Annotated in this window: 18 protein-coding genes; 6 read left to right on the top strand and 12 right to left on the bottom strand. The window is 69.0% G+C overall.

Annotated elements, in window-relative coordinates:
* Positions 1-5: 5 nt before the first annotated feature.
* From VDQ18_RS08040 to VDQ18_RS08020, 5 genes are read left to right on the top strand one after another with little or no spacing between them, the layout of a single operon-like run.
* On the top strand, positions 6-1502 hold the full coding sequence (locus VDQ18_RS08040; RefSeq protein ID WP_323020458.1) for a tripartite tricarboxylate transporter permease: 1497 nt from the start codon (positions 6-8) through the stop codon (positions 1500-1502).
* Positions 1483-2967 (top strand): aldehyde dehydrogenase family protein, encoded by a 1485-nt coding sequence (locus tag VDQ18_RS08035; RefSeq protein WP_323020457.1) that lies wholly within the window; start codon positions 1483-1485, stop codon positions 2965-2967. Before VDQ18_RS08040 ends, VDQ18_RS08035 begins: the two co-directional genes overlap by 20 nt.
* A complete protein-coding gene (locus VDQ18_RS08030; RefSeq protein WP_323020456.1) occupies positions 2964-4250 on the top strand; it encodes an aminotransferase class III-fold pyridoxal phosphate-dependent enzyme in 1287 nt (428 codons plus the stop codon). The genes VDQ18_RS08035 and VDQ18_RS08030 overlap by 4 nt, the downstream gene beginning before the upstream one ends.
* The gene (locus VDQ18_RS08025) at positions 4247-5191 is read left to right on the top strand and encodes a phosphotransferase enzyme family protein (protein ID WP_323020455.1); all 945 of its coding nucleotides are present in this window, start codon (positions 4247-4249) and stop codon (positions 5189-5191) included. Before VDQ18_RS08030 ends, VDQ18_RS08025 begins: the two co-directional genes overlap by 4 nt.
* Positions 5184-6419, top strand: a complete 1236-nt coding sequence (locus tag VDQ18_RS08020; RefSeq protein ID WP_323020454.1) for a Tm-1-like ATP-binding domain-containing protein — start codon at positions 5184-5186, stop codon at positions 6417-6419. The genes VDQ18_RS08025 and VDQ18_RS08020 overlap by 8 nt, the downstream gene beginning before the upstream one ends.
* Here the strand turns inward: VDQ18_RS08020 and hisD are convergent.
* The 12 genes from hisD to VDQ18_RS07960 all read right to left on the bottom strand — a co-directional run bounded on the left by hisD (position 6416) and on the right by VDQ18_RS07960 (position 21433).
* A complete protein-coding gene (gene hisD / locus VDQ18_RS08015; RefSeq protein ID WP_323020453.1) occupies positions 6416-7717 on the bottom strand; it encodes a histidinol dehydrogenase in 1302 nt (433 codons plus the stop codon). The two genes, VDQ18_RS08020 and hisD, sit on opposite strands and share 4 nt — an antisense overlap.
* A gap of 89 nt (positions 7718-7806) precedes the next feature.
* Complete coding sequence (locus VDQ18_RS08010; protein ID WP_323020452.1) at positions 7807-11208, bottom strand: hypothetical protein; 3402 nt, start codon at positions 11206-11208, stop codon at positions 7807-7809.
* 148 nt (positions 11209-11356) lie between these two features.
* On the bottom strand, positions 11357-12637 hold the full coding sequence (locus VDQ18_RS08005; protein ID WP_323020451.1) for an O-acetylhomoserine aminocarboxypropyltransferase/cysteine synthase family protein: 1281 nt from the start codon (positions 12635-12637) through the stop codon (positions 11357-11359).
* A gap of 734 nt (positions 12638-13371) precedes the next feature.
* Positions 13372-14550 carry a S8 family serine peptidase gene (locus tag VDQ18_RS08000; RefSeq protein WP_323020450.1) on the bottom strand — a complete coding sequence of 393 codons (1179 nt, stop codon included), beginning with the start codon at positions 14548-14550 and terminating at the stop codon, positions 13372-13374.
* Between the two features lie 61 nt (positions 14551-14611).
* Complete coding sequence (locus tag VDQ18_RS07995; RefSeq protein ID WP_323020449.1) at positions 14612-15217, bottom strand: hypothetical protein; 606 nt, start codon at positions 15215-15217, stop codon at positions 14612-14614.
* Positions 15214-15768, bottom strand: a complete 555-nt coding sequence (locus VDQ18_RS07990; protein WP_323020448.1) for an RNA polymerase sigma factor — start codon at positions 15766-15768, stop codon at positions 15214-15216. The genes VDQ18_RS07995 and VDQ18_RS07990 overlap by 4 nt, the downstream gene beginning before the upstream one ends.
* 72 nt (positions 15769-15840) lie before the next feature.
* Positions 15841-16647 (bottom strand): 2-oxo-hept-4-ene-1,7-dioate hydratase, encoded by an 807-nt coding sequence (gene hpaH, locus VDQ18_RS07985; protein WP_323020447.1) that lies wholly within the window; start codon positions 16645-16647, stop codon positions 15841-15843.
* Positions 16644-17504 carry a fumarylacetoacetate hydrolase family protein gene (locus VDQ18_RS07980; RefSeq protein WP_323020446.1) on the bottom strand — a complete coding sequence of 287 codons (861 nt, stop codon included), beginning with the start codon at positions 17502-17504 and terminating at the stop codon, positions 16644-16646. Before VDQ18_RS07980 ends, hpaH begins: the two co-directional genes overlap by 4 nt.
* Before the next feature lie 127 nt (positions 17505-17631).
* A complete protein-coding gene (gene hpaD / locus VDQ18_RS07975; protein ID WP_323020445.1) occupies positions 17632-18612 on the bottom strand; it encodes a 3,4-dihydroxyphenylacetate 2,3-dioxygenase in 981 nt (326 codons plus the stop codon).
* Between the two features lie 57 nt (positions 18613-18669).
* Entirely contained in the window at positions 18670-19521 is an 852-nt protein-coding gene (gene hpaD, locus VDQ18_RS07970) for a 3,4-dihydroxyphenylacetate 2,3-dioxygenase (protein WP_323020444.1), read from the bottom strand.
* 11 nt (positions 19522-19532) lie between these two features.
* Complete coding sequence (hpaE, locus tag VDQ18_RS07965) at positions 19533-21041, bottom strand: 5-carboxymethyl-2-hydroxymuconate semialdehyde dehydrogenase (RefSeq protein ID WP_323020443.1); 1509 nt, start codon at positions 21039-21041, stop codon at positions 19533-19535.
* Complete coding sequence (locus VDQ18_RS07960; RefSeq protein WP_323020442.1) at positions 21038-21433, bottom strand: 5-carboxymethyl-2-hydroxymuconate isomerase; 396 nt, start codon at positions 21431-21433, stop codon at positions 21038-21040. Before VDQ18_RS07960 ends, hpaE begins: the two co-directional genes overlap by 4 nt.
* A gap of 147 nt (positions 21434-21580) precedes the next feature.
* On the opposite strand from VDQ18_RS07960, the gene hpaR reads away from it, so the two are divergent.
* A complete protein-coding gene (gene hpaR / locus VDQ18_RS07955) occupies positions 21581-22024 on the top strand; it encodes a homoprotocatechuate degradation operon regulator HpaR (RefSeq protein WP_323020441.1) in 444 nt (147 codons plus the stop codon).
* Positions 22025-22257 lie beyond the last annotated feature (233 nt).

Below are 22257 nucleotides of genomic sequence, written 5' to 3'. Positions count from 1 at the left end.
CCATCTTGGATACTTTCCTCTCCGCGCTGGCCATCGTCTCGCGCTGGGACGTGATCGCGGCCCTGCTCGCGGGCTCGGTCGGCGGCGTGATCATCGGCGCCATTCCGGGCGTCGGACCCGCCGTCGCCATCGCCATCCTGCTGCCCGCGACCTTCGGCATGGAGCCGATCGTTGGCCTGACGCTGCTTCTGGGCATCTATGGTTCGGCGCTCTTCGGCGGCTCGATCCCGTCCATCCTGATCAACACCCCCGGGACGCCGGTCAACGCGCTGACCACTTACGATGGCTTCCCGATGACCAAGCAGGGGCAGGCGCCGCGGGCGCTGGGCCTCAGTTTCGGCGCCTCGTTCTTCGGCGGCATCTTCGCCGTCATCGCGCTGGTGCTGCTCTCGCCGGTACTGGCCCGCGTCGCACCGATGTTCGGCTCGCGCGAGATCTTCCTCGCGGCCTTCCTCGGCTGCGTACTGGTCGTGGTGGCGCATCGCGGGCAGTCGCTGGCGGCGGGGGCGCTTTTGATGTTCGGCCTCTTCCTCAACACCATCGGCATGGAGGCCAACAATTACACCCGCCGCTTCACCTTCGATCTGAATTTCCTCGACCAAGGGGTCAACCTGATCGTCGTGGTGCTGGGCCTGTTCGCCGTCTCGCAGGCCTTTGTCCTCCTGGTCGGCAAGGACGACATGGAGGCCGCGCCCGAGATCAAGGGCAATGTGCTGGGCGGCGTGCTGGAGGTCTTTCGCCACAAGCGGGTCGCCGCTGCGGGCTCGCTGTCGGGCACGATCATGGGGATCATCCCCGGGGTGGGCGAGTTCACCTCGCAATTCCTCAGCTATTCCTACGCCCGCGCCAGTTCGAAGAACCCGGGTCTGTTCGGCAAGGGCAGCCCCGAGGGGCTGATCGCCTCGGAAACCGCCAACAATTCCGTGCCGCCCGCCGCCATGGTGCCGCTTCTGGCGCTGGGCATCCCGGGCGAGGCGCTGACGGCGATGATGCTGTCTGTCTTCTACGTCCACAACGTGATCCCCGGTCCGACGCTGTTCCGCGACCACATGGATTTCGTGATGGCGCTCTATATCTGCCTGGCGCTGCTGAACATTCTGGCGCTGGCCTTCCTGCTGGTGGCGACGCGGCCGCTTCTGAAGGTGCTGGTGATCCCGAACCGCTTCCTCGGCATGATGATCCTGACGCTCAGCTTCGTCGGCATCTATTCGCTCAGGAACTCGGCCATCGACTGCATGCTGGCTGCGGCCTTCGGCCTGCTGGGCGTGGTGCTGAAACGGCTGAACCTGCCGCTGGTGCCCATCATCCTGGGCATGGTGCTGGGCGGGATCATGGAGAACAAGTTCCGCACCTCGCTGCCGCGCATCCGCTCGCTTTATTCATGGATCGACAGGCCGGTGGCGATGGTCATCTTCTGTCTCATCTGTATCGTACTGGCGCTGCACCTCTGGGGGCTGTGGCGTGACTGGAAAGGAAAACGGGATGGAACAGTCGAGCATTGACGCGCTGGCCGCGCAAAAGGTTGCGCCTCAGGGCCTGTTCATCGGGGGACAGCGCGTCGCCGCTACGGGCGGGGCGGTCATGGCCGTCACCTCGCCCATCGACGGGCAGCATCTGACCGATATCGCCGACGCTTCGGCCGCCGATGTCGATGCGGCGGTGCGGGCGGCGCGGCGGGCCTATGCCTCGGGCGTGTGGTCCCGCGCGGCCCCGGCCGAGCGCAAGAAGGTCCTGTTCCGCATCGCGGACGCCATCGAGCGCGAGGCGCTGTCGCTGGCGGTGCTGGGCGTGAGGGATAACGGGACCGAGATTTCCATGGCGGTGAAGGCCGAACCCGGCAGCGCCGCCGCGACCTTCCGCTATTACGCCGAGGCGCTGGACAAGATCGGCGGCGAGATTGCCCCCACGGCGGGCAACGTACTGGGGCTGGTGCATCGCGAGCCGGTGGGCGTGGTAGGCGCCATCGTGCCGTGGAACTTCCCGCTGATGATCGGCGCGTGGAAGATCGCGCCCGCCCTGGCGATGGGCAATTCGGTGGTGCTGAAACCCTCGGAAGTGGCCTCGCTGACCCTGCTCAGGCTGGCCGAGATCTGCGCCGAATGCGGCTTGCCCGAGGGCGTTCTGAACGTGGTGACCGGCGCGGGCGCGGTGTCGGGCGAAGCGTTGGGCCTGCATCCCGATGTGGACGTGCTGGTCTTCACCGGCTCGGGCGGCGTCGGCCGGCGGCTCCTGGAATATTCCGCCCGATCGAACCTGAAACGGGTCTATCTGGAACTGGGCGGCAAATCCCCGAACGTGGTCTTTGCCGATGCGCCGGACCTGCGGCAGGCGGCCAGGGTCAGCGCGGCGGGGATCTTCCGCAACTCGGGTCAGGTCTGCGTGGCGGGCTCGCGCCTGCTGGTCGAACGCTCGGTGCACGAGGAATTCGCGGCGATGCTGGCCGAGGAAGCCCGCGCCATGAAGATCGGCAACCCACTCAGGCTGGACACGCAAGCCGGGGCCATTGCGTCGGAAGCACAGCTCGCCCGGGTCCAGCATTACGTAGAGAAGGCGCATGAGGAGGGCGGCGCGCTGCGCACAGGGGGCGAGCGGATCCTGACCGAGACCGGCGGCAGCTATTACGCTCCGACCGTCTTTGACAACGTGACCCCGGACATGACGCTGGCGCGGGAAGAGGTCTTCGGCCCGGTCGCGGCCGTCACCCCCTTCGACACCGAGGAGGACGCGGTGCGGATGGCCAACGGCACCGATTTCGGCCTCGCCTCGGCGGTCTGGACCGGCAACCTCAGCCGCGCGCATCGCATGGTCCGGGCCATCGACGCGGGCGTCGTCCACGTCAACACCTATGGCGGGGCCGACAATACCGTGCCGCTGGGCGGGCACCGGCAATCGGGCAACGGGCATGACAAGTCCCTGCACGCGCTGGACAAATACGTGAACCTGAAAACCGCCTGGATCCAGCTGTGACCGAGACCCTGATCGAACGCCGCGCCCGTCTGCTGGGCCCCAACATGAGCACCTTCTATGACGAGCCCGTGCATCTGGTGCGCGGGCAGGGGGTGCATCTGTGGGATGCGGACGGTCGGCAATACCTCGATTGCTACAACAACGTGCCGCATGTCGGGCATTGCCATCCCAAGGTGGTCGAGGCGATCTGCCAGCAGGCCGGGACGCTGAACACCCACACGCGCTATCTGCACGAGGGGATTCTGGAGTATGTCGAGGCACTGGTGGCGACTTTCGATGCGCCCTTCGACACGGCGCTGATGTGCTGCACGGGGTCCGAGGCCAATGACGTCGCACTGCGCATGGCGCAGGCGCTGACCGGCAAGACCGGGGTGATCGCCACCGACCACACCTATCACGGCAACACCACCGCCGTGCATCAGCTGAGCCAGACCAACCCGCCGCCCGGCGGCTATTGGGACTCGGTCCGCTTTGTGCCGGCGCCGGACAGCTACCGGCCGCTCGGCGGTGTCCCCGGCACGGCCCATGCGCAGGCCTTCGCCGCCAAGGTGCAGGAACAGATCGACGCGCTGGAGGCCGCCGGGCATGGCTTTTCCTCGCTGATCCTCTGCCCCTTCTTCGCCAATGAGGGGTTCCCCGATCTGCCAGCCGGCTGGCTCGACCCGGTGCAGGCGGTCGTGCGCAAGGCCGGTGGCGTCATCATCGCCGATGAGGTGCAACCGGGCTTCGGACGGGTCGGGACGCATTTCTGGGGGCACCAGAAGATCGGCCTCAGGCCCGATATCGTGACCATGGGCAAGCCGATGGCGAACGGCCACCCGGTCGCCGCCGTGGTCGCGCCCGCCGCCACGATGCAGGCCTTCCGCCAGCGGTTTCGCTACTTCAACACCTTCGGCGGCAACCCGGTCAGCGCCGCGGCGGCGCTCGCCACCCTGCGCGTGGTGCAGGAAGAAGGGCTGCAGGAAAATGCCCGCGTGGTCGGGGATTACGCCCGCGACGGGCTGCGGGAGTTGGCCACAAGGCACGCATGCATCGGCGATGTGCGCGGCTCGGGGCTGTTCTTCGGGGCAGAGATGGTGCTGGACCGGGGCACCAGGGAACCCGCCACCGCCTTTACCAAGCGCGTGGCCAATGCCATGCGGCAGCAGGGTATCCTGCTGAATTTCCTCGGCATCCATTACAACGTGCTGAAGATCCGCCCGCCGCTGCCGTTCAGCAAGGCCAACGCCGACCAGCTGATCGAGACGCTGGACCGGGTGCTGGCCGAGACCCCGCTGGCATGAGCCGCGTCGCACACGCGGCGGCCCCGCTCTGGGGGCTCGATCCGGCGCAGGTTTCGCTGGTCGCGAAGCGCGAGAACGAGGTCTGGCGGGCCGAAGGTCCCGGCGGGCCCTATGCGCTGCGGCTGCACCGGCCGGGTTACCGGACCGAGGCCGAGCTGCAATCGGAACTCGACTGGATGGCGATGCTGGCCGAGGGCGGGCTGACCGTGCCGCGGCCGATCCCCTCGCTGTCCGGGCGGCTGGTCGAGGTTGTCGGCGACACGCCGGTCGATCTGCTGACCTGGATGCCCGGCCGGATGGTCGGCAAGCAGGGCGCGCTGGAGGGGATCGCGGACCGCGAAGGGTATATGCGCCACCTTGGGACGTTGCTCGCCCGGCTGCACGACCTTTCAGACAATTGGACCCCGCCCGGGGGCTTCACCCGGCCACGTTGGGACCGTCCCGGCCTGCTGGGCGAGACGCCGCTCTGGGGCCCGTTCTGGGAGAACCCCGACCTGACCGAGGCGCAGCGCGCCACCCTTCGGCAGGTGCAGGCGAGGGCCGAGCCGCATCTGGCGCGGCTGGAGCCCGCGCTGGACTTCGGGCTGATCCACGCCGATGCGATCACCGAGAATGTCATGGTCAATGGCGACAGGCTGGTGCTGATCGACTTCGACGACGGCGGCTGGGGCTTTCGCGATTTCGACCTCGCCACCGTGCTGATGCGGCAGCTTTCCGCGCCCGATTACCCCGCCCTGCGCGCCGCCCTGTTGGAGGGCTATGCCGCCCGCCGCACCGTCGATCCGGCGGCGCTGGACCTGTTGCTGCTCTGCCGGGCGCTGACATATCTGGGCTGGATCATCCCAAGGCGGGACGAGCCCGGCGGCGAAGAACGCTCGCGCCGCGCCGTCGCCACGGCGATGCCGCTGGCCGAAACCTATCTGGAGGAGAAACATGGCTGACCGCACCATCCTGATCGTCGGCACCTATGACACCAAAGAGGACGAGCTGGGCTATCTGGCGCAGGTGATCCGGGGGCAGGGCGGCGCGGTGCTGACCATGGATGTCAGTGTGCTGGGCGACCCCGCCACGCCTACCGATTACTCGAAGCATCAGGTGGCCGAGGCCGGGGGCGCCTCCATCGCCGAGGCGATTGCGGGCGAGGACGAGAACCTGGCGATGCAGATCATGGCACGGGGCTCGGCGGCGCTGGCCAAGCGGTTGCAGGGCGAGGGCGCCTTTGACGGGGTGATCGTGCTGGGCGGCTCGATGGGCACGGATCTGGCGCTGGACCTCTGCGCGGCGCTACCCTTGGGGGTGCCCAAGTACATCGTCTCGACCGTCAGCTTCTCGCCGATGATCCCGCCCGAGCGGCTGGCGGCGGATGTGCAGATGATCCTCTGGGCGGGGGGGCTCTACGGGCTGAACTCGGTCTGCAAGGCGTCCCTGTCGCAAGCGGCGGGGGCCGTGCTGGGGGCGGCGCGGGCGGTGGAGAAGCCGGTCCGGGACCGGCCGCTGATCGGCATGAGCTCGTTCGGCAAGACCGTGCTGCGCTACATGGTCCCCCTGAAACCGGCGCTGGAGGCGCGGGGCTATGAGGTCGCGGTGTTCCACGCAACCGGCATGGGCGGCCGGGCGTTCGAAGCGCTGGCCGCCGAGGGCGCTTTTGCCGCCGTTCTGGACTTTGCCCCGCAGGAGGTGGCGAACCACCTGCACGGCTCGGCGATCTCGGCGGGGCCGGACCGCATGACGGCGGCGGGCAAGGCGGGGGTGCCGCAGATCGTCTCCATCGGTTGCTATGATCTCATTGACCTGGTGGGCTGGCACGAACGGCCCGCGGCCCTGCGCGACCGTCCGGCGCATGCGCACAACCGGCTGATCACCTCGGTCGTCATGACGGCCGAGGAGCGGCGCGGCATGGCGAAGGCGCTATGCGAGCGGCTGGCCGAGGCCAAGGGTCCGGTCGTCTTCCTGCTGCCGCTCAAGGGCGGCAACGAATGGGACCGCGAGGGCGGGCCGCTCAGCGACCCCGAGGCGCTGGACGCCTTCACTCAGGCGATGCGCGACGAATGCCCGGCGAATGTGACGCTGGTCGAACTCGACGCCCATATCAACGACCCGGAATTTTCCGAGGCCGCCTTGCAGGTGGTCGATGGCTGGATCGCGGCGGGGCTGTTGCCCCGCGCCTAACCGTTCAGCTTGTCCAGCCGGGCGCGGACGCTGAGCCCGTGCGCCTGCAGGCTCTCGCTGGTCGCCAAGGTCTCGGCCGCGGGGCCGATGGCGCGCAGCGCTTCGGGCGTCATCTTGGCCAGCGTCGTGCGCTTCATGAAATCGAGTACGCTGAGGCCGGACGAGAACCGGGCCGAGCGGGCGGTTGGCAGCACATGGTTCGGGCCGCCGACATAATCGCCGATAGCCTCGGGCGTCCAGTGGCCGAGGAAGATCGCGCCGGCGTGGCGGATCGCCCCCAGCAGCGCCTCGGGGTCGTCGACGCAGAGTTCGAGGTGTTCGGGCGCCACGCGGTTCGACAGCTCGGCGGCTTGCGCGAGCGTCTCGCAGACCACCACCGCGCCGTAATCGCGCCACGACGCCCCGGCGATCTCGCGCCGTTCCAGCACCTCAAGGTGACGGTCCACGGCGGCCATCACCGCGTCCGCCTCGGCCTGCGAGGTGGTGACGAGGATGGATTGCGCCACCTGATCGTGTTCCGCCTGGCTGAGCAGATCGAGCGCGATCCAGTCGGGGTCGCCGGTGCCGTCGCCGATCACCAGAATCTCGGAGGGGCCCGCGATCATGTCGATGCCGACCTTGCCGAAGACCCGGCGCTTGGCCGCCGCGACGAAGGCATTGCCCGGCCCGGTGATCTTGTCCACCGGCGCGATGGTCGCCGTGCCATAGGCCAGCGCGGCAATCGCCTGCGCCCCGCCGATGCGATAGATCGTGTCGACGCCCGAGATCTTCGCCGCCAGCACCACCAGCGGGTTGACCGCGCCGCCCGGGGTCGGACAGGCGATGACCAGCCGTTCGACCCCTGCCACCTTGGCCGGGATCGCGTTCATCAGGACCGAGGACGGATAGGACGCAAGCCCCCCCGGCACATAGAGCCCGGCGGCAGAGACGGCTGACCAGCGCCAGCCCAGCGAGGCGCCGGTGGCGTCTTCCCAGCGGGCATCCTCGGGCTTCTGGCGTTCGTGATAGGCGCGGATCCGGTCGGCCGCGAGCTCCAGCGCCTCGCGTTCCGCAGGCGGAACCTGGGCGCAATAGGCCTCGATCTCGGCCGGGGTGAAGGCCAGGGTTTCTGGCGTCAGCGCCAGCCGGTCGAACCGCTCGGTCAACGCGATCACCGCCGCGTCGCCGCGCTCGCGGACATCGGCGATGATCCCGGCGACGGTGGCGTCAACGTCCGGGGAATCCTCGCGCTTCATGCCCAGAAGATGGGTGAAGTCCGCCTCGAAACCGGCGTCTCGGGTGTTCAGAACCTGCGGCATGGCATTCTCCTGCGTCATGCCGGGGGATAGGCGAAGCGGGCGATGGCGTAAAGTGCCTTCGCCCGCTTCAGGAATGCCGGTGGTAAGGCTCAGCCGCCGATGCGCAGGACTTCGTTGCGGCCGTTCTTGACGTAGCGGACCTCGCCATCGCCGATGGCCGCGACCTGCCCGCCGTCCAGCCGGTCGCCGACCTGCACCCGGACCACGCGGCCCGAGGACAGGCGCACCAGCGCGCGGCGCGAGTTCGGCGTGCCGAAGACGCCGATCAGGTTGATCCGGTTCAGGCGGATCGCGTTTTCCTCGGTGGCCTGACGCGAGACCGAGGCCGAGGTCGGGATCGAGGGTTCGGCGCGGGCCACGGCCTGCACCGGCTCACCAGCCTGATCCTCGGCATCGGTGTTGTTGTTGGCGACCGGGGCGGCAGCAGCGCGGGCGGCAGCGGCGGCGGCGAGGATGGCGCGGGCGCGTTCGGCCAGATCGTTCGGGCGCGCGCCCGGCATCGGCGATTCGGCCACCGCCTCGGGCGTGGCGCCCGAGAGGTCGATTTCCGGCGTGGGTTCGGGCGGCGGCACCAGATCGGTCGGACGGCGCTGCGGCCGCAGCGTGGCCAGCGCCACGCCGCCCGGGCCGGGCGCTTCAAGCGCCGCGAGTTCGACCGCGGCGCCGCCTGCGTCACCGCCACGGGTGGCGGCGGCATCGTCCACCAGCCCGGTGGTCGAGGCGGCGCCAGCCAGCACCGCGGGATCGGTCGCGTCGGCGGCGATGGCGGTGGGGGCCGTGGCGGCGGGGTCGACCAGCTGGGTCTGGTCACCCTCGGCCGCCTGACGCTCGGCTTCCAGTTCCTCGCCGATCTGGCGCACGCGCTCGGGGCGGGGCAGGGGACGGGCACCGGCCAGCGCCGGATCGGCGCGGGGCGTGTCGTCGGCCACGGCCGGCGCCTCGGCAGGCGGGGCCTCGCCCACCGCTTCGGCGATGGCGCTTTCGATGGCGGCGGCGACCGGCGGAGTCGGTACGGCGACCTCTGCCGGGGCTTCGGCGGGCGCCGCTTCCACCGGGGCAGTCGCGGTTTCGGCCGGGGCCGCTTCGGCGGCGGGCGGCGGCGCGATCGTGCCGGGGCGCGGCGCGGGCACGGCATCGGGCCTGCGGGCGAAGACGGTCACGCCCGAGGGGGTCAGCGCCCCTTCCGGCGTCGCCTCGACCAGACCGCGGCTGTCGAAGGTGAATTCGGTCCCGAAGGGCGGCGGCGGCGGCGGCGCGGCGAAGCTGACCTCGGCGCCACCCGGCACTTGGAAGCCGCTCGGCAGGCTGAGGCGGGTGGCCGCAGCCTCGGCCGGGGCGACCTGCGGCGAATCGCTGGTCCCGGCGAGTTGCGTCTCACCGCCCGAGGTCGCGGCCTCGGGGCTCGCGTCAGGGGCTTCGGCGGTCTCGGCGGCGACGGCGGGCGCTTCGGTCGGGGTCTCGGTCGGGGTCTCGGTCGGCAGGGCCTGGCTCGGCAGCGTCTCGTTCAGCGCTTCCTGGACCAGGGTTTCGAGCATCTGGTCAGGGTCGGGCGCCGGGGCGCTGGCGGTTTCCTGCGGCGCGTCTTCTGGCACGGGCTCAACGTCGGCGGTCTCCGTCGCGGCCGGTTCCGGAGCGGTCAGGGCCGCCGGGGCCTCGGTCGTGCCGGTGGCGGTGGCCAGTTCGGTCGGCGCCTCGATCCCGGGGAGGACGCCGGTTTCGACCGTGCCGCTGCCGGTGGCGGCCAGCGGCATGTCGTCGTCCGAGCCGCTGAAATAGAGCGTCCAGACGCCGACCGCGACCACCAGCAACAGCCCTCCGCCCGCGGCCATCAGGCCACGGCGGGCGAGGCTCGGCTCGCTGCGCTGCATGCCGCGCGCGCCGAAAATGGTCATCGCCTCGGCTTCGCGTTCCTTGTCGCGGTCATTGACCAGCGGGCGCGAGGCGGCAGTGAGGGGCTCGGCGCCCGCCCCGTTGCGCGCCGCGCGCTTGTCGAGCGGCGGGGTGACGGGCGCCGGGGGCGCACTCACCGAAGGCGTTGCTGCCGGGGCCGTTGGCACCGGGGCTTGCGGCGCGGCAGGATCGCGGCGCAGGGTCGAGGCCTTGCTGCGCGCGTTCTGCGCGGCGGCGCTGGCCCCGGCGAAGGCGGTCTTGGCCCCGGCCCGGGCGCGGTCCAGCATGCGCTGCGCGGCGCCCGAGGTGGGCTCGCTGCGGGCGCCGGGCAACACGGCGATCCGGCCGCCGGGGTTGGCGGCGGGGGAGGCGTCGGCCTTGGGTGCGGCCGAGGGCACCACGGCCACCGGCGGCGCAGCCTTGCGGCGCGAGGCGAAGGAGAGCGCCTCGGCATCCGGCTTGGCCTCGGCGTCGGAGGGCTTCGTCACAGCAGGCGTCGCCGGGGGCGTTGTCGCTGCCGGGGCCGGGACCGCGGGCGGCACCGGCAGGGCAGGCGAGGGGCCTGCCGCCGCGGGGCGCAGCGGGGGAATGGCGGGGGCGGCCTTGCCGGCGACGGGGCCCGGTTGCGACGTGGGCTTCGGCGCGGCCGGGACTTCGGCCTTGGCCGAGGCCGCCTGTTCGCGGCGCAGGCGGTTGCCCATGCGGCGGACCAGACTGCCCACGCGCGAGGTGCTTTCCGGCGCGCCCGGATCGGCCGGGAAGCCTTGCGGGATCGGCTGCAGCGCGGGCGTGCGCAGCACCGGCGCGGGGGCGCGGGATTCGGGCGTCATCGGCGCGACGCGGGGATTGAGCGGGCGGGCAGGGGCCGACGCCTCGGGATCAGGAACCGGGGCCGGACGCGGGGCGGCGGGCGTCGGGGCCTCGGCCTTGGGCGCCTCGACCTTGGAGTCCGGGGCCTTGGGTTCGGCAGCCTTCGGCGTCTCGCTCTTCGGAGCCTCGCCCTTCGGCGCTTCCACCTTGGGCGCGGGGGCCGGTTTCGGCGGCTCGGCCCGGCGCGGGGCGACGATGCGCATCGCCTCGGCATCGGGCTGCACATGGTCGCCCGCGCGCAGCAGCGTCGGCGCCACCATCGTCTCGCCGAAGAAGGGCTCGCCCAGGAATTGCCCGGCCTCGGGATGGGCCACGAAGCTCACCGGGTTGAAACCGTACCCCTCGGCAAAGGTCTCGGCCTCGATCAGCGTCTCGCGGGCGCAGACCACGACCAGCGCGTGATCGTCCTCGACCGACCAATCATAGGCCAGCTCCTCGATGCCGTAAGGCGTGAGGCGCTCGACCTCGGCCTCGATCTGATAGCGGCGCGCCTCGTCCGTGGGGCCGGGGGCCACCACGGTCGCATAGCGCAACTCGCTTTCGGGCAGCACGAGCTTGGTGCGGACCCCCTCAGGCTCCAGCGCCTGGGCCTGTTTGATCAGACCGGCGCAGGCGGAGGCGATATCGTCCCCGTCAAAGGAGACAGACCCGACAGGCGCCCAGCCAGCCGGGACCCGGTGCAACAGCTCGGCGCCGTCGTTCGACAGTTTCAGGGCAAAATTCGGTTTCATGCCGCGCGTTTATCACAGCCAACGGGGATCAGCCGAGTCACCGACTCGTGCTCCCTCCTCCGTATAGCAGGATTCCGCCGAATGAAAGAAAAAGCCCGGCGGTGGTGCCGCCGAGCCACAGAAAGTCAAGGAATTGTGTGTGAGCGCGTCAGGCCGAGGCTTTGGCCAGCGCCTGATCGAGGTCGGCGATGATGTCATCGGCGTCCTCGATGCCAATGGACAGCCGCACCAGATTGGGCGCCGCGCCCGCCGCCTTCTGCTGCTCGGGCGTGAGCTGGCGGTGGGTGGTCGAGGCCGAGTGGATGACCAGGCTGCGCGCGTCGCCCAGGTTCGCCACATGGCTGAAGAGTTCGAGCGAGTCGACCAGCTTGACGCACGCCTCGTAGCCGCCCTTCAGCGCCACGGTGAAGAGGGCGCCTGCGCCCTTCGGCAGCAGCCGCTCGGCCCGCGCCTTGTAGGGCGAGCTGTCGAGGCCCGGATAGGTCACGGCTTCGACCGCCGGATGCGTCTCCAGCCAGGCGGCGACCTTCTGGGCGTTGGCGACATGTTTCTGCATGCGCAGGCTCAGCGTCTCGATCCCCATCAGCGTGTAATGCGCGGCTTGCGGGTTCATCGTCATGCCGAGGTCGCGCAGGCCGATGGCGATGCCGAAGAACGTGTAGGCCAGCGCGCCGAAGGTCTCGTGGAACTTGAGGCCGTGATAGGCGGGCTCGGGATCGGCCAGCGACGGGAACTTGCCGTTCGACCAGTTGAACTTGCCCGAATCGATGATCGCGCCGCCGGTGACGGTGCCGTTGCCGGTCAGGTATTTGGTGGTCGAATGGACGACCAGCGTGGCGCCCATCTCGATGGGTTTGGCGAGGTACGGCGTCGCGGTGGTGTTGTCCACGACCAGCGGAATGCCGTGCTTGTCGGCGATCTTGGCCAGCGCCGGGATGTCGGTGACATAGCCGCCGGGGTTGGCGATCGTCTCGCAGAAGATGGCGCGGGTGTTTTCGTCGATCGCGGCCTCGACCGCAGCCAGGTCATCGGTGTCGACGAAATTGGTCGACCAGCCGAAACGTTTGAAGACCTGGGTGAACTGGGTGATCGTACCGCCATAGAGGCGGGTGGACGACACGATGTTCTTGCCCGGCCCCATCAGCGGGTACAGCGCCATGATCTGCGCCGCATGCCCCGACGAAGTGCAGATGGCGCCGACGCCACCCTCCAGCGCCGCCAGACGCTCGCCCAGCGCGGCGACGGTCGGGTTGGTCAGGCGCGAATAGATGTAGCCCACCTCTTGCAGGTTGAAGAGGGCGGCGGCGTGGTCGGCATCGCGGAACACATAGGCGGTGGTCTGGTAGATCGGCACCTGCCGTGCGCCGGTCGCCGGATCGGGGCGGGCGCCTGCGTGGATCTGGAGCGTGTCGAAGCCGAAATCGGTCATGGAATCCCCCCTGAGGAACTGTCCTGAGAATCTGGCGCGACGCTAGAGGATCGCCGTGCGGCAGGCAACAGCGCGGCGGGCCCCGGCGCGGCGCCGGGGGCGGAAAGCGTTCCGCGTTCCGGGGGTTGGGCCCGGGTTTCCGGCGGTGGACCTGCCGCCCGGCGGGAAAGCGTTCCATCGGCGGCCGCGGCGCCGGGCGGCGGTTTTTTCGTCGGTGGGGCGGTGGGGAAGGAAAAACGCCCCGGAGCGAACTCCGGGGCGTGGTGGGACTGAAAAGGGATAGAATAGGATTAGGTGATGAAAGCCGGGAGGCTCGGGTCTGAAAGTCGCTCTTGCAAAGGCGGTGCGGACTGGCCGCTTGAATGCCCGTAAGTCGCGGGGGGCGGGGAAGGGGTTCAAAGAATTCTGCCGCCCGCGCGATGTTTTTTCCGGCGCTGCCCGGCAGGGCGGAGGCGCGGCAAAAAAAAGCCCCGGAGCGAACTCCGGGGCAGGGTTGGGACAGGAACGAGGGATACAAAGGTCGGAGCGGCACGAGGGAAAACGGGCGGGCTGGCTGGCAGCGGGCTCTGGACCTCAGGGACAGTATCGCATCGTGACCATGGGTCGTGCGGCCCCCGCGACCGGTTCAAATTTTCCGCCGGTTTTTTGCGCGGGCGGCAGCCGGGGCGCCGGAAAAGCCAAGGACCGCGCGGATCACTCCGGCGCGGCCCTTCCGTCTGTTCCTCAAAGCCCGGTCAGCAGCCGTTCGACCGCACCAGCCCATAGCCGAAATCGGTGTTGCGGCTGCCCGGGCCCAGGGGCTCCACCCCCTGCCGCAGCGCGCTGCGGATCGCGTCGGTCGAGCCACGGCCCTGGGCCATCAGCCGCGCCGCCAGCGCGGTGACGATGGGCGCGGCAAAGGAGGTGCCGCTGACATAGCGCGCGCCGCGGGCCTGGGCGGCGTAGATGTCGACGCCGGGGGCGGCGAATTCCATCTCGACGCCGGTGTTGGCCATGCGGAAGCGGTGGCGCGCCGCATCGACAGCGGTCACGGCGATCACTTCGGGCGCGGCGGCGGGCCAGGCCACGACCGGGCGGCGCTCGTTGCCCGAGGCGCCGACCATCACCACGCCCCGTTCCGCCGCGGCGGCGATGGCGCGGCCCAGCGCTTCGTTCGGCGGCCCGGCCAGCGAGAAGTTGATCAGCCGCACGCCATTGGCGACCAGCCGGTCGATGGCAGCGGCGATGCGCTCGACATTCGACTCGGGCTCTTCCTCGGTCTCGGAGAAGACCGAGATCGCGTGCAGCCGCGCGCCCCGCGCAAAGCCCGACAGCAGGCCCGAGGGATCCTCGCCCACCAGCAGCACCGCCACCGCGGTGCCGTGGTTCGAGGCGGGGGAGCGGTTGCCCTGAACCATGGTCTCATAGGTGACGTTGACGCCACGCAGCGCCGGGTGCTCGGTGTTCACCGGGCCGTCGATCATGCCGATGGTGATGCCGCCCGCGACGCTGCAGCCCCCGGGGCCGGCGTCGCCGATCAGCTGCGGCGCATAGACCCGCGGGCCGCTGGCCGATTGCGCCATGTAATAGATGTGGTTCCACGACAGCGAGGAATTGGGCGCCAGCGCCGCGATCGCCTCTGTCGCGCGCTGGCGGGCGGCTTCGCTGGGGAAGAAGGCGATCTGCTGCACTTCGCCCAGCGCACCCAGATCGCCGCGCCGGGTGATGGTGCCGCGATTCTCGATGATGATCCGGCGCACGGCTTCTTCTTCGTCGGGCGGGCCGATGACGATCCATTCGTAGCGCCCGCCCTCGCCGGTCTGCACCCGCACCGCGCGGCCCTGGCCGGGGGTGACGAAGGGTTCGGTGCTGGGGCCCGAGGGATCGTCATGATAATAGCCGTTGCCCGGCGGATAGCCGCTCTCTTGTGCCAAAACCGCCGGCGCTGCAACGAGCGCGGCGGCGGTCAAAATGGACCTGGCAACATTCCTGAAATCAGTTTTCGGCATTCTCCACACTTTCTACGATGGTCCGCGCCGCACGCAGCGCCGCGGTAGCGGTGTCCAGGTCGCCCCCGTCGAGGACGTCGAGGCGATAAAGCCCCAGAGCCGAGGGGCCCGAAACGATTTCCAGGTCGGCGCCGACCAGCAGGTCGCGGATCTGCAGCTCGGGCGTGTCGGGGGCGAAGCTCACGACCAGCGCGCCCGGCGCGCTCGCCCCGGCCAGCACATAGCCCTCGCCCTGCGGTGCGCCGGTGGTCGGCAGATAGGCCTGCACCGCCAGCGCCAGCACCGCCACCGCGGCGGCTGCCTGCCACATCCAGGTGCGCGAGCGCAGCGCCACGACCTTGGTTTCGGCCGCGGCCGGGGCGGCGGCGTCGCGGTTCACGTCGCGCATCAGCCGGGCCAGGCCGAACTCGCCGGGAGTGCGGATCTCCTCGGCCTGCATCTCGGCGCGGATCGTGGCCAGTGCGTCGCGCTCGGCGGCCAGCAGCTCATCCTCGGCCAGCAGCGCTTCCATCTCGGCCATTTCGGCCTCGCTCAGCGTGCCGTTGACCAGAAAGGCCAGGTCCAGTTCCATCTCGTCGCGGGAGCGGGTCATGCCACGGCCCTCCCGCGGATACGGCCGGAAAGGCAATGCAGCAGCAGCTTTTTGGCATGGTGCAGACGCGACTTGATCGTGCCCTCGGGCACGCCGGCGATCTCGGCGATCTCGGCGCAGGTCATGTCTTCGTAGAACGCCAGCGAGACGGCGCTGCGATGGTCGTCCGACAGCGTGCCCATGCAGAAACGCAGATGCTCGGCTTCCTGCTTGGCGGCATAGCCCGCATCCGCCGCCTCGGCGACATCGCCGGTTTCGGGCACTTCATCCGTGACGGTCACCCGGCTGCGCTTGCGATGCGCGTCGATGACCTTGCGATAGGCAATTCCGAAAATCCAGGTTCGCACTTGGCTTCTCCCCTCGAAGCTGGCGGCAACGCGCCAGATGTCCATGAAGACTTCGTGGAGTATGTCGGCCGCCTCGTGCGGATCGTTCAAACGTGAAACGATAAATTTGTAGACCGGTCTTTCGTAGGCGCGATAGAGCGCGGCAAGGGCCTGTTTATCCCCCTTGCCCACCTGCTGAACCAGAAAATGATGGTTCTCGGTCATGTTCCAACGCGCCTTGAGTCAACGCGCCGGACGCTACACCATCCCCTGCCCTGAGGGAAGCGGCTCGGCCGCTCAACCCTGCGCGAAGGTTGTGCGAACCCGGCCGAAACTGCCGAAGTCGGCGTCGAAAACGCTGCCCGGTGGCGCTTCGACCGGCCGGATGAAGGATCCCGACAGCACCACCTCGCCCGCGCCCAGCCCCTGCCCGTACCGCGCGAGTCGCTCGACCAGCCAGACGATGCCGGTCACCGGATCGTCTAGCACCCCGGCGCCGAGGCCGGTTTCCTCGACCACCCCGTCGCGTTTGAGGATGGCGCCCACCCAGCGCAGGTCCAGCCCACGCGGGTCATGGCGCTGGGCGCCCAGCACGATCCCGGCATTCGCCGCATTGTCGCTGATCGTGTCGGTGACGACCCGGACGCGGCCCGTGGCGGGATCGGCGCGCAGGATGCGGGTGTCGAGGACTTCCAGCGCCGGCGCCACCGCCACGGTCGCGGCCAACACCTGTTCGCGGGTCACGCCCGCGCCCTGGAGCGGCGCTTTCAGCAGAAAGGCGATCTCGGCCTCGATCCGCGGTTGGATGAAGCGCCCGGCCGGGATCACCGCCCCGTCCTCGAACAGCATGTCATCGAACAGGACGCCCGAATCCGGCGTGTCGATCTTCAGCGCATCCTGCATGGCGCGGCTGGTCAGGCCAATCTTCCAGCCGATCACCTGCCGCCCGGCGGTCTTCTTGCGCTGAACGAGCGCCGCCTGCACCGCATAGGCATCGTCCAGCGTCATCCCGGGATGGGCGAGGGACAGAAGCCTAATCTGGGTGCCGGTCCGTTCGGCCTGAAAAAGCGCCTCGGCGGCGGCCTGATGCTGCTCCGGTGTCATTCGTCGGCCACCCCGTTTCTGAGGATGCCGATGCCCTCGACCTCCACTTCCACCACATCGCCGGGCACCAGATAGCGCGGCGGATCGAAGCGCGCGCCGGCCCCGGTCGGCGTGCCGGTGACGATGATATCGCCCGGCACCAGCGTGGTGAAGGTCGAGATATAGGCGATCTCCTCGCGGATCGGGAACATCATGCGGGAGAGCACATCGTCCTGCCGCACCTCGCCATTGACCCGGGTGACGATCCGCGCCTGATCGAGCTGCGCCGGATCCTCGAAGGCCACCATCCAGGGGCCGATGGCGCCCGAGCGGTCCCAGTTCTTGCCCTGCGTCACGTTGAATTTCGCATGCCGCACCCAGTCGCGGATCGTGCCCTCGTTGCACAGCGTCAGTCCGGCGATGTGGTCATAAGCGTCCTCGGCCCGGATCCGCCGCCCCGGTTTGCCAATCACCACGGCGACCTCGCCCTCGTAATCGAGGGTCTGGTTCTCGGGCGGGCGGATCAGCGGCTGGCCATGGCCGGTGAAGGAGCGGGCGAAACGCGGGAAGAGGGACATGAACCTGGGCTGCGCGGTGCCGTCCTTGTATTCGGCATTCCGGTCGGGAAAGTTCACGCCGACGCAGAGAATCTTCTCGGGATCGGGCACCGGGATTGAAAAAGTGAAACTCCCGTCGGGATGGGTCACGGCCCGCCCCGCCGCTGCGCGCGCCAGATCGTCCAGCCCGTCCGCCGCGATCACCGCCCTCAGCGTCGGCCAATGCGGGAAGTCATCGGACAGCACGATGAGTCCGCCCTCCACGACCACGCCGTACACCTGCCGCCCCCCGGCCTCGATGGTCGCGAACCGTGTCTTCATCTTTGCGCTCCAAATATCCTCGGGTGGATTTTCAAGGAGGGTGGAAAACCCTCCTTGAAGCAGGGGGTGCGGGGGGCGGCAGCCCCCCGCCCTTTTCGGACTCCGGGGGGTGGCAGCCCCCCGCCTCTCACGGGGCGACGATCGGCTGCGCCGTCAACAGCGACTCCACCAGCTCCGCACCCTCGAACACCGCCCCTTCCTCGAACCAAGACCGCGGCGCCGGCGCCCCCCAGAGGGTCTGGCGCTGCGGATCCTTCAGGTCCCAGCGGATCGGCTCCAGATCGGGGTCGACGGTCTGGTAATCCGAGCAATAGATCTCGATCCGGTGCCCGTCGGGGTCGCGGATATAGAGGAAGAAGGCGTTGGAGATCCCGTGCCGCCCCGGCCCGCGCTCGATATTCGCCACATAGCCGGTGGTCGCCATCAGATCGAGCAGGTCGATGATGTTGAGCGGCGTCGGCACCCAGAAGGCGGTATGATGCAGCCGGGGTCCCCGGCCATTGGTGAAGGCCACGTCATGCACCCCGCCCTTGCGGTGCATCCAGGCGGCCCAGCAACGGCCGCTTTCCGCATCCTCTGTGTACTCCGTCACCCGGAAACCGATCTGGTTGTAGAAGGCGACCGAGGCGTCCACGTCCGAGGCGAACATGTTGAAATGGTCGATCCGGAGCGGCTTCACCCCCCGGTAAAGCGCGTATTTCTGGTGGATCGGTTCCAGCCGCTCCATCCGCGCGTAGAATTCCAAGGGAATTCCGAACGGATCGCGGGTGCGGAAGGCGCGGGCGATGAAGGGGCTTTCCACCCAGTCCACCGGCAGGCCCCGACGGGCGAACCAGGCGGCGGCCTTGTCCAACTCGCCGTCGTCAAAGACCTTGAACCCGAGCACGCCGACCGAGGGCTCGGCGGCCTCGACCAGCGTCACGCAATGATGCCCGCGCTCCTCCATGGCCCGCAGGTAGAGCCGACCGGGTTCCTCGCCGGTCACCTGCAATCCCAGAGTATCGACCCAGAAGGCGCGCGAGCGGGCGAGGTCGGTCACCCGGTATTCGACATGGCTCAGCCGCAGGATGTTGAAGGGCGGGTAGAGATTGGGCGCGGGGATCGGCATGGGGCCTCCTGACAAAGGCGGGCGAATGGCGGCGTAGGATGGGCAATATTGCCCATCCTACAGGGGAAAGATCACATTGACCTGCCCGGTCCCGGAGGACGGGAAATAGGGCGTCACCACCTCGCATTTGCCGGTATAGGCGTCCCAGCCCAGGGCGCCGTAAAGCATGGCGGTGTCGTGCATCGAGCCCTCGCCCGAACAATGCTGCGCGTAATCGCCCAGCATCTTCAGGAAGGTGGCGTGATCGCCCCGCTGCCACATGTCCAGCACCATCAGATCGACCTGCCGGTTGAACTCGGAGCTGATGGTGAAGGTGCCGTTGTTCGGCGCATAGTCCTTGTTCGACCAGATCTTGTGGCTCAAGGACCCCGAGGCGACCAGCAGCACCCGGCTGTCCGAGGCCTCGATCGCCCGGCGGATCGCCTGACCCAGCACCCGGCTCTCGTCATGGCCATGCACGGTGCAGAAGGCGGCGACGCTCACGACCTTCATGTCATGCTCGCGCGACATGAAGCTCATCGGCACCAGCGTGCCGTATTCCAGATCCAGAGAATCGAGGTGATGGGCCAGCGTATAGACCCCCATCTCCGTCGCCGTTTCGGCGATCAGGTCGCCCAGCGCCGGGTTGCCGCGATGGGCATAGGGCATGTCGCGGATGAATTGCGGGAACTCGCTGGAGGTCAGCAACCCCTCGAACCGCTCATTTGCGTTCACATGGAAGCCCGCGTTCACCAGCCAATGCGTGTCGCAGATCACCACGGTATCGACACCTAGCGCCTTGGCGCGCCGCGCGATTTCCAGATGGCCGTCGATGGCCGGCTGGCGGGTGCCCTTGAGGCGCCCCTCCTGTTCCGACATCTGCAGCGTCGGGACGTGCGTCATCTTGGCGGCGAGAACCAGCTCTCCCATGATCCCCTCCCTCAGGCGCCGAGGCGCTGGATCTTGTGCTGACCCAGCGCGAAGGCCACGTTCTTCGTCTCCATGTAGAAATCGAACGACCAGTCGCCGCCGTCCCGCCCGATGCCCGAGGCCTTCACGCCGCCGAAGGGCGCGGGCAGGTGGCGGACGTTTTCGGAGTTCACCCAGATCATCCCCGCTTCCAGCCGGTCGGCGAAGGTCAGCGCGCGCGTCAGGTCGTTGGTCCAGAGATAGCCGGTCAGCCCGTAGGCCACGTCATTGGCGATGGCCAGCGCCTCGGCCTCGTCCTCGAAGGGGATCGAGGTCAGGAAGGGGCCGAAGACCTCCTCCTGCGCGATCCGCATGCCGGGCGTGGCGCCGGTGAAGAGGGTCGGGGCCACGAACCAGCCTTTGTCGCCGACCCGCTCACCGCCCGCGGCACAGGTCGCGCCCTCGGCCTTGCCGATGCCGACATAGGACAGGACCTTGTCGAAATGGACCTTGTGAATGAGCGGCCCCACCTCGGTCGCCGGGTCCAGCGGGTGGCCGACCTTGATGCGCTTCACGCGCGCTTCCAGCATGGCGTGGAACTTTTCCGCAATCGACTCCTGCACCAGCAGGCGCGAGGAGGAGGTGCAGCGCTCGCCGTTCAGCGAATAGATCATGAAGATGACGGCATCGAGGGCGCGGTCCAGATCGGCGTCTTCGAAGACGATGACCGGATTCTTGCCGCCCAGCTCGAAATGCACCCGTTTCAGCGTGTCGGCGCCCTGTTTCATGATCATCGAGCCGGTTTTCGACTCGCCCACGAAGGCGATGGCCTTGATGTCGGGATGCTCGGTCAGCGCCTTCCCGGCATCCTCGCCAAAGCCGTTCACCAGGTTCAGCACGCCGTCCGGCAACCCGGCCTCGCGGCAGATCTCGGCCAGGATGCGGGCGGTGAGGGGGCTGAACTCAGCCGGTTTGTGCACCACCGTGCAGCCGGCGGCCAGCGCCGGGGCGATCTTCCAGGTGGACAGCATGAAGGGCGTGTTCCAGGGCGTGATCACGCCCACCGGGCCGATGGGATGGCGGCTGGTCATGTTCAGCTGTCCCGGCGCGCGCAGCGTCTGGCCGTCCCGGGCGCCGGGCGCCTGATCGGCGAAGAAGCGGAAGTTCTCCGCCCCCCTCAGCGCCGCCTTGGACATGAAACGCCAGGCCTGCCCGGTATCCCAGCATTCGCAGAGGGCGATTTCCTCGGCCCGGGCCTCGATCAGATCGGCGATGCGATGCAGGATCGCCTTGCGCTTGGTGCCGTCCATCGCCGCCCAAGCCGGGAAGGCGGCCTTGGCGGCCTGGGCGGCGGCATCGACATCAGCGGCAGTCGAGCGCGAGACGGTGCAGATCAGGCTTTCATCGACCGGCGAGCGGGTCTCGAAACTGCCGCCCGATCCGGCCACGTCCTGCCCGGCGATCAGGTTCAGGATGCCGTGGTCGCGATAGCGGGCGAGGTGGGTGTCCAGCTGCGACAGGCGGGTGGCGAGGTCACTCATGCTTGCATGTCCTTCGGCAGGAAACGGCGGATGGAGCTGGTTTTCGGGCTCAGCCCCGGGTCGATGTCGCGCATTTCCAGCGAGAGCATCAGCGAATTCGTGGCCAGATCCTCGGCGCAGAAGGCTTCGGCCGCGACGAAGATTGCCGCGGTGGCGCGGGCCTTGTCCTCTGGCGAGCGGCCGCCGCGCAGGCGGACGGAAATGTCGATGAAGGCGTGCTTCGGGTCGCCGTCGGCGATCAGCACATGGTCGGCGGCAAAGGCCCGGACCCGGATCCCGGCGGGCGGAAAGACCCCGGTCGCCACCGCCGCATCGCGCAGGACGCGCAGGAAACCCGGCATGTCGAGCCGCGCCTCGAGGTTGCGCGAATACTCGATCGACAGATGCGGCACGGCTCCCTCCCCGGATTCGATACTTGCTTTGTTAAGTTATTGCCGCGCTCCTGTCAATTGCAAAGATCCGCCGCCCGGCCTTTCGCCTGCGCCAGGCGGCCGCGCAATTCCCTTGCTTTGTGCGGGAGGTTCGGCCAGAGCAACGCCATGAGCAAGACACCGCTGCGCACCACCGCCCGCTCGCTGCCCATCGCGCTGCTGCGCGCGCGGGAGACCGTCATGGGCCCGGTGCGCGAGATGCTGGCGGAATCCGGGATCAACGAGCAGAAGTGGCGGGTGCTGAGGGTGCTCGACGAGGCCGGGGCGCTGGATCAGAGCCTTCTGGCCGAACGGGCCTGCCTGCAATTGCCCTCGCTGACCCGGATTCTCCGGGCGATGGAGGATCAGGGCCTCGTCACTCGCGCCACCGACGCCGAGGACCGCCGCCGCTCGATCGTGACGATCTCGGAGGCCGGGCAACAGGTGATCGAGGACCACGCCCAGGCCAACCGCGCGCTCTTCGCCCGGCTCGAATCCCGCTTCGGCAAGGACCGGATGGAGGTGCTGCTCGACCTCCTCGAGGATCTCCACCGCACCGATTTCAAGAGCTGACCCGTCGCGCCCGGCGGCGGGAGGCACGCTCCCACCCGCCCACCCCGCGCGCCTCCCGCCGCGGAGAGGGAAGCACCCGTAGCAGCCCCGGGGGGCCAGCCCCCCGGACCCCCCGGCGTATTTAGGGCAAAGTGATGGGAAGGGGGGCGCGCTTCGACAGGCGGGCTGCTCTTCGACTTCTTTGCGCTCTAAATATCCTCGGGGGGTGAATGCCCGCAGGGCAGAGGGGGGCA

It is taken from the genome of Pararhodobacter sp. (genome assembly GCF_034676075.1).
GTDB lineage: Bacteria > Pseudomonadota > Alphaproteobacteria > Rhodobacterales > Rhodobacteraceae > Pararhodobacter.
This window is presented reverse-complemented; position numbering and strand designations above follow the sequence as displayed.

Bases quoted from the DNA above. Each gene is read 5' to 3' on its own strand.
- VDQ18_RS08035 (WP_323020457.1), top strand. From the start codon at position 1,483: ATGGAACAGTCGAGCATTGACGCGCTGGCCGCGCAAAAGGTTGCGCCT.
- hpaE (WP_323020443.1), bottom strand. From the start codon at position 21,041: ATGAGTGACCTCGCCACCCGCCTGTCGCAGCTGGACACCCACCTCGCC.
- hpaD (WP_323020444.1), bottom strand. From the start codon at position 19,521: ATGGGAGAGCTGGTTCTCGCCGCCAAGATGACGCACGTCCCGACGCTG.
- hpaR (WP_323020441.1), top strand. From the start codon at position 21,581: ATGAGCAAGACACCGCTGCGCACCACCGCCCGCTCGCTGCCCATCGCG.
- VDQ18_RS08005 (WP_323020451.1), bottom strand. From the start codon at position 12,637: ATGACCGATTTCGGCTTCGACACGCTCCAGATCCACGCAGGCGCCCGC.
- VDQ18_RS08010 (WP_323020452.1), bottom strand. From the start codon at position 11,208: ATGAAACCGAATTTTGCCCTGAAACTGTCGAACGACGGCGCCGAGCTG.
- VDQ18_RS07990 (WP_323020448.1), bottom strand. From the start codon at position 15,768: ATGACCGAGAACCATCATTTTCTGGTTCAGCAGGTGGGCAAGGGGGAT.
- hpaH (WP_323020447.1), bottom strand. From the start codon at position 16,647: ATGACACCGGAGCAGCATCAGGCCGCCGCCGAGGCGCTTTTTCAGGCC.
- hisD (WP_323020453.1), bottom strand. From the start codon at position 7,717: ATGCCGCAGGTTCTGAACACCCGAGACGCCGGTTTCGAGGCGGACTTC.
- VDQ18_RS08020 (WP_323020454.1), top strand. From the start codon at position 5,184: ATGGCTGACCGCACCATCCTGATCGTCGGCACCTATGACACCAAAGAG.
- VDQ18_RS07995 (WP_323020449.1), bottom strand. From the start codon at position 15,217: ATGACCCGCTCCCGCGACGAGATGGAACTGGACCTGGCCTTTCTGGTC.
- hpaD (WP_323020445.1), bottom strand. From the start codon at position 18,612: ATGCCGATCCCCGCGCCCAATCTCTACCCGCCCTTCAACATCCTGCGG.
- VDQ18_RS07980 (WP_323020446.1), bottom strand. From the start codon at position 17,504: ATGAAGACACGGTTCGCGACCATCGAGGCCGGGGGGCGGCAGGTGTAC.
- VDQ18_RS08025 (WP_323020455.1), top strand. From the start codon at position 4,247: ATGAGCCGCGTCGCACACGCGGCGGCCCCGCTCTGGGGGCTCGATCCG.